11 protein-coding genes and 1 pseudogene are annotated in these 11377 nt (G+C 62.2%); 9 read left to right on the top strand and 3 right to left on the bottom strand.

Annotated features, from left to right (window positions below; translation table 11 throughout):
- Positions 1-792 precede the first annotated feature (792 nt).
- The gene (locus tag EN781_RS13070) at positions 793-1080 is read right to left on the bottom strand and encodes a PilZ domain-containing protein (RefSeq protein ID WP_126054557.1); all 288 of its coding nucleotides are present in this window, start codon (positions 1078-1080) and stop codon (positions 793-795) included.
- A 183-nt stretch (positions 1081-1263) separates the two neighbouring features.
- Here EN781_RS13070 and EN781_RS13065 point away from each other — a divergent pair.
- Together EN781_RS13065 and EN781_RS35810 are read left to right on the top strand one after the other, a co-directional pair.
- Positions 1264-1625, top strand: a pseudogene (locus EN781_RS13065) (AraC family transcriptional regulator); the annotation flags it as partial.
- A gap of 154 nt (positions 1626-1779) precedes the next feature.
- Complete coding sequence (locus tag EN781_RS35810; protein ID WP_281034370.1) at positions 1780-1914, top strand: hypothetical protein; 135 nt, start codon at positions 1780-1782, stop codon at positions 1912-1914.
- A gap of 109 nt (positions 1915-2023) precedes the next feature.
- On the opposite strand, the gene EN781_RS13060 is transcribed toward EN781_RS35810, so the two are convergent.
- A complete protein-coding gene (locus EN781_RS13060; protein WP_127400047.1) occupies positions 2024-4144 on the bottom strand; it encodes a hypothetical protein in 2121 nt (706 codons plus the stop codon).
- A gap of 158 nt (positions 4145-4302) precedes the next feature.
- On the opposite strand from EN781_RS13060, the gene EN781_RS13055 reads away from it, so the two are divergent.
- Genes EN781_RS13055 through EN781_RS13030 form a run of 6 tightly spaced genes read left to right on the top strand, consistent with a single transcriptional unit; the run spans position 4303 to position 9827 of the window.
- Positions 4303-5118: a transketolase gene (locus tag EN781_RS13055; RefSeq protein ID WP_126054555.1), complete on the top strand. Its 816-nt coding sequence runs from the start codon at positions 4303-4305 to the stop codon at positions 5116-5118.
- Positions 5115-6074 (top strand): transketolase C-terminal domain-containing protein, encoded by a 960-nt coding sequence (locus EN781_RS13050; RefSeq protein ID WP_210211269.1) that lies wholly within the window; start codon positions 5115-5117, stop codon positions 6072-6074. Before EN781_RS13055 ends, EN781_RS13050 begins: the two co-directional genes overlap by 4 nt.
- Positions 6037-6717: a glycosyltransferase family 2 protein gene (locus tag EN781_RS13045; RefSeq protein ID WP_126054554.1), complete on the top strand. Its 681-nt coding sequence runs from the start codon at positions 6037-6039 to the stop codon at positions 6715-6717. Before EN781_RS13050 ends, EN781_RS13045 begins: the two co-directional genes overlap by 38 nt.
- Positions 6714-7907: a DUF4915 domain-containing protein gene (locus EN781_RS13040; protein ID WP_189347540.1), complete on the top strand. Its 1194-nt coding sequence runs from the start codon at positions 6714-6716 to the stop codon at positions 7905-7907. Before EN781_RS13045 ends, EN781_RS13040 begins: the two co-directional genes overlap by 4 nt.
- 23 nt (positions 7908-7930) lie before the next feature.
- Positions 7931-8845 carry a sulfotransferase gene (locus EN781_RS13035; protein ID WP_245492593.1) on the top strand — a complete coding sequence of 305 codons (915 nt, stop codon included), beginning with the start codon at positions 7931-7933 and terminating at the stop codon, positions 8843-8845.
- 16 nt (positions 8846-8861) lie between these two features.
- Entirely contained in the window at positions 8862-9827 is a 966-nt protein-coding gene (locus EN781_RS13030) for an NAD-dependent epimerase/dehydratase family protein (protein ID WP_189347538.1), read from the top strand.
- A 56-nt stretch (positions 9828-9883) separates the two neighbouring features.
- On the opposite strand, the gene EN781_RS13025 is transcribed toward EN781_RS13030, so the two are convergent.
- Positions 9884-10594, bottom strand: a complete 711-nt coding sequence (locus tag EN781_RS13025) for an autotransporter outer membrane beta-barrel domain-containing protein (RefSeq protein WP_189347536.1) — start codon at positions 10592-10594, stop codon at positions 9884-9886.
- Here EN781_RS13025 and EN781_RS34305 point away from each other — a divergent pair.
- Entirely contained in the window at positions 10550-10867 is a 318-nt protein-coding gene (locus EN781_RS34305) for a hypothetical protein (protein WP_189347533.1), read from the top strand. The two genes, EN781_RS13025 and EN781_RS34305, sit on opposite strands and share 45 nt — an antisense overlap.
- The last annotated feature ends 510 nt before the right edge of the window (positions 10868-11377 follow it).

Here is an 11377-nt window from a genome sequence, read left to right as displayed (position 1 = left end):
ACCGTATTAAATGCAAGTCTTTTTTCTTGACAGACGCCGATTACTGTGCATGTGCCGTCCGGCCTGTTGCAGTCGGGCAACAAGACATGGACCGGGTAGTTTACGGGGTATCTTACTGTTCAGGCAAAAATAATCATAAGCGATTACAGAAACTTAGGCCTTCGCATGTGACGGTCACTCCCTCCGCCAAGTTGTCTATAAAACCAAATACTTAACAAGCAAAACGGACCTTGCCATAACGGCAACCCGTCCCAAAAGAGAAAGCCCGCCGCCGTGAGGCAGCAGCCATTTTCGCCGCGTGCCGGCGGTCAAGGCTTCTTATCGCCGTTTGGATTTGGAACCGGCGCCTCTCGGACATCTCGCGGAGGCGGATCAACATGCTGAGGTTCTGGCGCGTCCTTGTCATGAGGCCGGACTTGCGCCTCTTTCGGATCTGGCTTCGGCGGGGGCCGCTCTTTGGTCTGGTTTGGCATCAGCGCTCTTCCCTCGCTTGAAACCCCACAGCAAACCCATTTGTTCCGATGGGACGGAAGCCTTGGCCTATGCCAATTGCGGCGCGCCATACGCGCCAGGGCAACTTTCGTTCGTCGACCCGTTAGCCGAGCATCCGGCGCTTTATCGTTCGGGTCGATCGCTCTCGCGTCCTTCAAGCACTGCTCCGACAGTCAGCCTGCACATCTTTCATCGCTGCTCAAAGGGTGACGTCACCTCGTTGCTGCGAGACAGCAATGCGCTCCTAACCAAACCGGCCCGGCTTAGAACCAGGAAGGCGGGACTTCATGGAATAACCGGTCAGCTCTTGGCGGGGTTGGGTGCGCCGTAGAACTGGACGCCAAGCCGCTCCTTCCTTCGCCAGCGCACCACCGTTTGATAGGTGGCCGCATCGTCAGGCACATGCAGGAGAAAACGCTCCGGCACGAAGGCGTCGGCAGGAACGCGCAGTTCGGCCCCTCTTTCATGCTGATTGTGGACGGAACAGCCGATCGCCGGGTTGTCAGGACCCGCGACGATCGTGGCCTCCTTCAGGACAATCTCACGTTGGTGAAGGCGACGCTCTCGTCTGGGTTCATCGGGTTCCATGCGCGTGCCTTGCTCGATCCGGAATCACCCTCGCGGCGGGCGCCCCTCATATTAGCCGGCGCTTTATTGACCTGCCAGCTACGCGAGGTCGAATGATATCCCAAAGACAACCCGCTTCGCTACCGGCCACCTCGGGCCGCCGGCGGACCCACTGCATGGAATTGGCGACTGCCGGGCAGTCCGGGCGCGGCAATCGGCGCCATCCACGAGGATCCGGCGCATCGCTGAAGGAACTGGCCGCGCGCGCCGGCATGTCGCGGTCGAGCTTCGCGCTGAAGTTCAGGGAAACGGTCGGCGTGCCGGCGATGGATTACCTGACGCGCTGGCGCATGCTGCTGGCCAGCGACAGGCTGGAGAACAGCGATGATCCCATCTCGGCCATAGCGACGTCACTCGGCTATGAGTCCGAAAGCGCTTTCAGCACCGCTTTCAAGCGGGTCATAGGCCGCTCGCCACGGCAATACAGCCGCGACCTGACCACCGCTCCCGCGCACGAGGACATGGAAGCTTCTCGCTCGGATCAGTTCGATCCCGCCGCGGGCTGAGGCGGCTGGCCATGCGCCGATTTGTGTTACCGCCTGACGGGAAGTCTCCCACTCCGACGCCAGAATTGTCCGGCCAAGGCAATACCACGCTCAACCGTACATCTTGAGGTTGAGGTCGATTTCGGCTATTACTATGTCGGGAGGGGTAGTAGCTGTGAAAGTCGTCATTCGCGTGATCGAGGACGCGGCAAATCTCGTTGCCGTCGCCGCCATGCTGTTGGTCTTGCTGCCATTCCTTGCGCTTGACAAGGCGGAGCAAGCGACCAGGTGGGCCCGGCAGAAAAAGTAGCCGCTTACTTAAACACAGCTCGAATTTGCTTGCGAAAGGCAGGCTTGGCCATTCGTCCATGGCCTGCCCCAACGGACCGCGCCAATGGCCGGTGCCCTATGGTCGAGCCTTACTGGATCGATGGCGCCACGCGCATTGCAATCAAACCAAGCCCAAGCAACCTTTTGTCTTCAGGCGTCACCCTCGATGCAGCCACGGAGGCCTCAGGCCTCAACTCGATCGTCGTGAAGCCCGACTGCCGCAGGAGCATACGGGGAATGACGATGCGATGCTCTTCCGGCTGCATGGACCGTGCAACGCTGATCGTGGTGATGGGGGTTTGGTTGACGCGCACTTCGACGCGCGGAATTCGGCCGTCCTTGTCGGCAAGCTGCATGATCCGGAGATCGATGACAACGCCGCGGCTGCCCAGGTCGCGGTTGGGCAATAGTATGCGCTGCGCCTTGTCCCTGCCCCAACGGCCCCAGGCCTCCGGCGAATACCATCCTCGATCGAGAAGCGGTTCCAGCTCACCGCCGGCGGCGGCGCTGAGCCATCGATCGGAAAGCAACAGAGGCTGCGAACAGTCCGACTTGGGCAAGCGATACAGGCGGCGAAGCGGGTCGTCACTGACCAGCCGCGCGCCGACCGCGCTCAGCCGGCTGTCCCATGCCGCGAGCTCGGTAGCGTCGTAGCCGCGGCGATCCACCAGCACCGCGTCGAAATTGTAGCCGGCTGACAGTTCGGCCAGGGCGCAGGGCGAGTCTGCGGTCTTCAGCAGGAGTTGCAGGTGTGACAGATTTTCGCTTCCCCGCGAGCCGCCGTAACTCCAGTGCCTGGAACTGCCCGGAGCGCTGAAGACAAAGGGCAATAAATGGTTGTAGGGCTCGAAGCCGCGGATCGTGGGCGCTTCGGGCCAGGCCGCCATCGGCAGCTGGAGAATCCGCCGCAGCCCTTCAGAATCCGCCACCGCCAAAGTCGCGCGGATGCTTGTCATCTCCGTGGCAAAAGCCGGCTGGCGCTGCAAGGCGTGCTGCTGTCGGGCAAACAGCGCAAAGCTGCCAATGCTGTTCACAAGCACCAGGACAACGAGAGCTACCGCGGCTGTCACGCCGCCGATCGAACGGCCGAACCTTGATCGCAGCCGGAGCACCACCCGCTGCCATAACCCGAAGAACACCAGCAGCGCCGCGAATGCAAAGAACGGCGCGATGCGATTCTGTGCGCGGATCTCCGGCCTGATCAACAGATTGAAGATCAATCCCAGACCGAAGGGCGCACAATAGATCATGCAGAAGACGAGATATGCGTTCAATGTCGGCGTCAGGCCTCCGTAGGCCAGCCGGACACCAGGACCGCGCCTTCGCAACAGCAATGAACCAAACAGGGCGGCCAGCAATGCGAAAGCGGACAGGACGGGGCCAGGCCAGGCGTCCGTCCCCTCGGTCTTGCCGCGGATGGCCATGTAATCACGCAGTGCATTCCGCGCGACGCCGAATGGCTCCAGCCCGATGATCACGTCGGAGATACGAAAACCATAGAGCGGCTGGTCGGCTGCTGTTCTTGCTGGGAAGCCAGCGTCGCCTGGCGTGACCGCGACGAAGAACGCCAGGATTGGCACCAGCACGGCCAGCGTCACGCCAGCCGGCAGTGCCATGGCCGGCAGATAGCGCCAGTCCCGCTCCTGCGTGGCCAGGGCCAGCCCGACAAAACCCCAGGTAAGCAGGGAAAAGAAGCTGTAGTAGATTCCGGACGTGGCGATAACCATGCAGCATGCGAGCGTGACCGGATCCTTGACCATGCCGGTCGGCGACCGATTGCGAACGGCCGTGACAATGCGAGGCAGGATCAGGAACGCAAGCGGCGCCGCATAATAGGCGGCGAGATAGTCATGCCCGGTCGAACGCTCTGCGAAATAGGGAATGAACGCAAAAGCGAAAGCGCCCGCGAGGCACCACCAGGGCCGTATCTGAAAGCTGCGCAGAGCGCAGAAGGCAGCCGCGAAGTTCACCGCGACGATGATGACGAAATATACATTGGCGCCAACGATCACGTCGCCGGTCAGGCGAGTGGTCAGAAATTGCACGACGCGTTCGGTAAGGTCGGTGAAAGGAAAGCCGAGCAGATCCAGCCGATCGGGAAAACCCACCGCATCCGTTCGAAAAATATGCGGCCAGTCGAGAAATAGCCTGCCGTGAAGCAGCAGGAAAGTACGATCGCCCCACAGACCAGTCGGGACGCCGAATCTCATGAATGGAACACCCGCCATCAGCCAGGCGAGCAGAATTCCCAAACAAAGGAGAAGTACAGGCCGCCTTCCAAGATCGGCGAAGAATGCGCTAGTGTATCGGATCATACGAGAGGCCAATCGCATGATGTCGACCACTAGCATGAACGCCATGGGCTGTCATGGAGCCTGATCCGGCGCTCGCTCACCAGCAAATCCTGAGTTCGCGGGCGCTGCGCAAGCTGATCCTTGAAGAATCACATCGCGCCCATGTCGGGCACATTGGCTCGGCCCTGTCCGTGGTGGATCTTCTCGCAGCACTCTATGGCGGAGCCATGCGACTGAACGCACCGGACGATCCGGATCGCGATCGTTTCGTTATGGGAAAGGGGCACGCGGCGCTTGCGCTCTACGCCGCCCTGTTCTTGCGCGGATGGCTAAGCCGCGCCGAACTGGCAAGCTATTGCGCCGATGATTCCCGCCTGGGCGTGCACCCGACCCATCACCTCCCAGGCGTCGACTTCTCGACCGGCTCGCTCGGCCTTGGCCTGTCGATCGGCGTCGGATCGGCGCTCGCCGCGCGCCTGCTCGGCAAGGACCGCCGCACCTATGTGCTGCTGTCCGATGCGGAATGCAATGAAGGATCGACCTGGGAAGCGGCGATGTTTGCCGGGCATCATCGGCTCACGAATTTGATTGTCGTCGTTGACGTCAATGGACAGCAGGCGCTTGGCCCGACCGCCGAGATCATGAACCAGGCACGGATGCCGGAACACTGGGCAAGTTGCGGCTGGACGGTCCGGGAGGTGGATGGACATGCGCCAGCGGCGGTTCGCGAGGCGCTGCGTCCGCATCGCCAGGAGCCGTTGGTGGTGCTGGCGCGGACCGTGTCGGGGCGCGGTGTGAGTTTCATGGAGCGCCAGGTGCGCTGGCACTATTTGCCGATGTCGGACGAAGACTTTGCCATCGCCCTGGCGGAGAGCGAGGCGCTGCAGTGAGGCGCGAGTTCATCGCCAAGCTCTGCGAACTCGCCGCGCGCGATCCGCGCATCATGTTGCTGACCGCAGACCTCGGCTTCTCTGTCGTGGAGCCCTTCGCGCAGGCCTATCCGGACAGATTCGTCAATGTCGGTGTCGCCGAGCAGAACATGATTGGCATCGCAACGGGTCTGGCGGAAGCCGGATTTCTTCCGTTCTGCTATTCGATCGCGACCTTTGCGACGCTGCGGCCTTACGAATTCATCCGCAACGGTCCGGTTGCGCACGAACTGCCCGTCCGCATCGTCGGTGTTGGCGGCGGCTTCGACTACGGCACGGGCGGCTCGACGCATCACAGCCTTGAGGACATTGCCGTCATGCGTGCGCTGCCTGGTATGATGGTTCTCGCGCCGGTCGATGGACCTCAGGCCGCCGCGGCGCTGGACTGCGTGTGGTCGGCGCCGTCCCCGGTCTATTTCAGGCTGGGCAAGGACAGTCCGCAGGGCGCGATCTCTGGCGGTCGATTTGAACTCGGGCGGGCTCAGACCATGCGTCGAGGCGCCGACGTGCTGCTCATTTCAACGGGTGCTCTGGCTGCGGAAACTATGACCGCTGCCGAGACGCTGGCAAGCGGCGGCGTGCAGGCGACGGTGTTGTCCCTCCCCTGCCTTGCGCCTGCGCCGCTGGCGGACCTGGGAACCGCATTGGCCGATGCCAGCGCCGTCCTGACGGTCGAGGCGCACCAGCAGACGGGAGGACTGGGTTCTTTGGTGGCGGAGGTTCTCGCGGAAGCCGGATTGGCGAGGCCTTTCCGCCGCCTCGCGGCAACCCAGCCCGGCGCAGGCCGCGGCGGCAGTGCGACCTGGCTGATGGAACGCAGTGGATTGAGCGCCGACCAGATTGCGTCTGCCGCCCGGGAACTGCATTTGTTGAGTTGCCATGAACCCGACAGTGTCGATCATCCTTCCCATCCATAACCAGGCCGACCATGTCGTCACCGTTATAGAGGAATATCATGCAACTCTCCGCAGCCTTTCGGTGACGTGGGAAATTATCCTCGTCGAGAATGGATCGCGTGACGACAGCGCCGCGCTCTGTGCGGAGCTGGCAATCCGCTATCCCAATGTGCGCACATTGAGAGCCGACAATGCGGGCTGGGGCCGCGCGGTCAGGACAGGCCTGGCGGCCGCCCGGGGAGAATTTCTATGCTATACGAATTCGGCGCGTACGGCGGGAGCTGATCTGCGCCGGGCGCTGGATGCCGGCATAAGCCGGCCGGACCGCGTCCTCAAGGCCGAACGGAAGCAGGGCCGGGCGTGGCTTCGCGCGCTTGGATCGCAGTTGTACAATCTCGAGGCGAGGCTGCTTTTCGGGCTGCGGCTGCGCGATATCAACGGCACGCCGAAACTGTTCCATCGCCGCTTCGAGGCGCTCCTGGATCTGCAGCGCGATGACGATCTGATCGATCTCGAATTCTGCATAATCTGTCGCCGCCATGGATACGCGATCACCCCCTTCGGCATGGCATCCGGCCCTAGACACGGCGGTCGCTCGACAACCGGATGGCGCACGGCCATGCGGCTCTATCGCGGCGCGCTGCGAATGAGGTTGCAAAGTTGAGCGACGGGAACGACGCCTTCCAGGCCGACCATCAAGCCTGGCGTGACCCGGCCAGCGTCGTGGCGCAGTGGCAGGACGCGGGAGCGATCGACAGCAGTCTGCTTGAAGTCGAGGTGACGGGGCCATGGTGGCAGAGTCTCGCCGAGGCCGGCGTCACCTTGCTGGTCAGCCGCGAATACGAGCATCTCCTGCTGGCGCTCTCGATGGCCTCGGGATCACCCCAGGTGAGCTACCTCAGGCTGCCGCACCCGTCGGGCATTGCCTTCGACGCGGCACGGGGGGAAGTCCATGTCGCAAGCACACGCAATCCGAATGTCTTGTACACGCTGCGGGCTGCGGACGGGCTTCTGCCACGCAGGGATCTCACATCGAAGGGCATTGCCGGAAACGTGCTCATGCCCGCGGGTGCCCGCTTCCTGCCGGGCAGCACATATCTCCACGATCTGGCGATGATCGGCCCTGAGCTGCATGGCAGTGCTGTTGGTGAAAACGCCATTGTCGCATTCCCGGCGCTCGGTGGCAGCCAGCGTGTATGGTGGCCGTCATGCATCGAGGGGGACGCGGGAGCGGATTTTGGCCTCAATCATTTGCAGCTCAATGGCATCGCGGCCGGAAAGAGTCTGGCCGAAAGCTGCTTCACGGCATCCAAGGACGATCTCGTCGGCGCACGACCTGGCCAGATCGAATTTGCCGTGGAAGGGCGCGGCGTCATCTTCAGCGGCGCGACGCGATTGCCGATGACGCGTGGATTGACCCGTCCGCACTCCCCCCGCTTCGTCAGCGATGCCTTGTGGGTTGCCAACAGCGGATTCGGCAGCGTCGTAAGCTGCGGACAGGATGGCAGCGTCGAGATCGTCGCGCGCCTGCGGGGCTGGACCAGGGGCCTGTGCGCGATCGGCAATCTCGCGATCGTTGGCACATCGCGGATCATTCCGCGCTTTCGTGCCTATGCACCGGGGCTCGAACCGGACAGATGCGTTTGCGGGCTGCATGCGGTCGATATCAAAAGCGGGCGAGTCGTGGCCAGCCTGGTCTGGCCGGCCGGCAACCAGATCTTCGCGATCGAGGCCGTCCCGTCGCGGATGATCGATCGCCTTCCATTTGACGGCTTTCGCCGGATGCCGGGCGCGGAACAGACGCTGTTCTATGCCTGGCAAGCCGGTTCCAGGAATGATGTTCGGAGGAATTGATGACCGACGGGTTTCGCTTGCTGATGCTTGGCGCCATGTACGAAAATGGCGGAAACACCACGCACCGCTTTCTCGACGGGCATCCGGAGATGTTCGTCTATCCGTTCGAGTCCCAGATCGGAACGCGCCTCGTCAACGACGCGATGACGTCTCTGTTCCCGGTCAAGTACCGCTGGCCGGCCTTCCCGCTCGATGCGGCTCCCGTGGACGACTACAAACTGATCATCGACGAAGAATGCAAGGTGCGTGCGCGCACACCGCATGTCAGCAAGTTTCGTGACACGGCCTTCGACTTCAACGACGATGAGCGTTGCGCTCGATACATCAAGCATGTGGAGGCCGTCGGCCGCGGCACGGCGAACAACGTCGCTGCTTTCTTCCGCTCCACATTCGACGCCTGGAAGGATTACAACCGCAGCGGCCGCGAGAAGGTCTATGTCGGGTACAGTCCGATCATCACCGTGGACTCGGAGGCGATCCTCGCCGCGATGCCCGGCGCGCACATGCTGCATGTCGTGCGCAATCCGTTCTCCGCCTACGCCGATACGAAGAAGCGGCCGGTTCCGATGCGCCTGTCGGACTATCTGCGGGCCTGGTGCCTGAACCAATACCATGCCCTGCTCGCGCGCAATCGTCATCCGGATCGGGTGCACATCGTGAGGCTGGAAGATGTCGTGTCCGACGCGCGCAAGGCTCTCGCGCCGGTTCTGTCCGCTCTGGGCATCGACGATCACGCCGCGCTGTCGGCGCCGACATGGAATGGACTGGCGCTGCGTGAAGTCTATCCCTGGGGAACGATCCGCCGCGCCACGCCGCAAGCCAATCGCGCGACGGCCGCGGAACTCTCGGTCGAGGAGCATGCGAAAGTCGCTGAGGCCGCCTGGCAGTATCTCGATGTGTTCGACTATGGCGAGTTCGCCAGGATGCGGCCCGGCTGAGATGCAGCGAGCCCTTGTGACCGGCGGCAGCGGCTTTGTCGGCGCGAGCCTGGTCCGACGGCTCCTGTCGCTGGGCTGGCAAGTCGATCTCCTGCTGCGACCTGGTTTCGCGACCTGGCGTGTTCCTGCAGAACAGCCGCGGCTCTCGATGCATGTCATCGATCTGACGGATGCTTCGGCCGTGGAAGCGCTGCTGCATCGACTGCGGCCGCGCCACGTGTTCCATCTGGCCGCGCATGGCGCCTATTCGTGGCAGACCGATGCGGCCAGGATCGCGAAGACGAACCTCGAAGCCACCCGCACGCTGGCGCTTGCTTCGCTCAAGGCGAATGTCGAGGCTTTCGTGCACACCGGCACCTCGCTGGAGTATGGCCGCAAGAGACACGCCCCGTCCGAGGACGAACCGGCTGAGCCCGAAGGGGCCTACGCAATCTCGAAGGCGGCGGCGACGGCGTTCTGCCGCGATCTTGCCAGACGATCCGGCATGCGCATTCCGACACTTCGTCTCTATTCGGTCTATGGGCCGTGGGAAGAGCCGCGACGCCTCGTGCCGTCACTGCTCCTCCATGCGATGGTCGGGAAATGGCCGCCGCTTGCGAACCCCAAGACGGCGCGTGATTTCGTCTGGGTCGAAGACGTCATCGACGCCTTGATCATCGCGGCAAGTCGCCCGCTGGCGGATCCCGGGGCAATATTCAACATCGGCACCGGTCGGCAAACCACGCTGGGAGAAATCGTCGCTCTCGTGCATGGCGTGACCGGCTGCGAGGCTGAACCGCATTGGCAGAGCATGCCCGATCGAGGCTGGGACACGGATATCTGGCAGGCCGAGACCCGACACGCAGCGACGGTATTGGGCTGGACCGCGCAAACGACATTGCGAACCGGTTTGCAGCGAACGATCGAATGGTTGCAGGAAGACCGCGAGCGTCTCGACCTGTATCAAGGGAGCCTCAACTTGACGGACGCACAGCCAAGATAGAGCGGCCGACCGTGGGGCAGTTCGCAGCAGCACGACCGGCGTTGCCGACCTTGTCTTCAGAAGGCGATTTTCAGGCCCAGCTTGCCGGCGACGGTCGAACTGTCCGCGGACCACTTGCCGCGAATTTCGGTGCTGAGCGTGGTCGATCCCGTCATCTTCAGATTGAATCCGGAGTACAGCGCCACGGAAAAGTCCGCGTCCTCGAATTCGCTTTCCTCGCCCTCGACGCTGGCCGTGTTGGAGTAGCCGAAACGCTGCTGGAAATCGGCCCGTGCGTAGGGACTGATCACCATGCCGTTGCCAAGCTGGAAATCGGCATAGATGCCGGGCTCGAACTTGATCGCGCCGAAGGACAGGTGGCTCTTGCCGTAGTCAGTGCCGGAGCTGTCCTCATATCCGTCGCCGGTGAAGGTGACGCCCAGCAAGCCGCCGCGCAGATCGAAACGGACCCGGTCGGTGAGCTTGAAGATGCGTCCAATAGACCCGGTGATCGCATAGCCCTGCGTGTCATAGTTGCCGGAGCCGCTGTCCACATTCTCGACGTCGGTGTTGCCGAGGAATGCGGACGCCGCCACCAGCGCATAACTCGTATCATGGCGATAGAGTCCATAGCCGCCGAACATCCCGCTTCTGTTGGTGGCATCGCCGCCGCTGGAAAAGCGGCGGTCGTCGACACCCACCTCGGCGGAGGCATAGCCACCAAACAGGCCGATGTTGAGCCCATGCTCATCGTCGAAGCCGAAATGCTTGGCGGCATTGAAATCCACGCTGACGGCGGCGGAGAATTCATCGACATCGAAAGGTTGTCCATCAATTGTGTCGAAGCTGTTCGAAATCCTGAAGCCGTCATGTTCGGTGTGGGCAAGCTGGCCGGAAGCAAAAACCCCAAAAGGCGCCGCCTGCGCTGGTGCCGGCGGAGCTGCCTTGGCCGGACCGACATCCGCTTCAACAATGTCGTCAACAATGTTGTGAAGGGCGTCCAGAGATGTGTCGACAATCGCGCCGTTGGCCACTCCGCCAAGATAACAGTTGGCGTCTAGGCCCTCAATGATGCAAGCATTGGCTTTCGAAGGCATGAAGGCCAATGCTGTGCCAATCGAGAGCGCGCACGCGGCGCACAGGCGCAGAAGCCAATTCGCTGCTTTCATTTTCGTGTCCCCGTACTTAAAGTTTTACTCAAACAGTCGGTGCAAGCTATGCGATTGAATTCTCCAAGAACAACGATTCGGCCCCCACAGATACGATTTCGACATACTAGCAGAAAATCGATCGAAGATCATAGTAACTCACTTTGACCGGTCACGGCGCCACCCTTCCTTCGAGATGGGTTCTGATGTAAAATTTTTGGGTCTTCGAAGATGCGGGTTCGGCGCGCGAGAGGCGTCAATGGGGGGAGCGCTTCGATTGCTCGAAGACTGTCGCCAACTGAGACGAGCTCGCGTCATGACCTGTGGCCCCTTCCTGCGCATCGTGGCGGTTCTGCTCTTCTCATGTCTCGGCCCGATAGGCGTTTGGGCGGCCGCCGTGGAAGAACCGACGCTCCAGCCCGC

It is taken from the genome of Mesorhizobium sp. M4A.F.Ca.ET.090.04.2.1 (genome assembly GCF_003999085.1).
GTDB lineage: Bacteria > Pseudomonadota > Alphaproteobacteria > Rhizobiales > Rhizobiaceae > Mesorhizobium.
The sequence above is the reverse complement of the archived record's forward strand: the minus strand, read 5'-3'. Positions and strand labels throughout refer to the sequence as shown.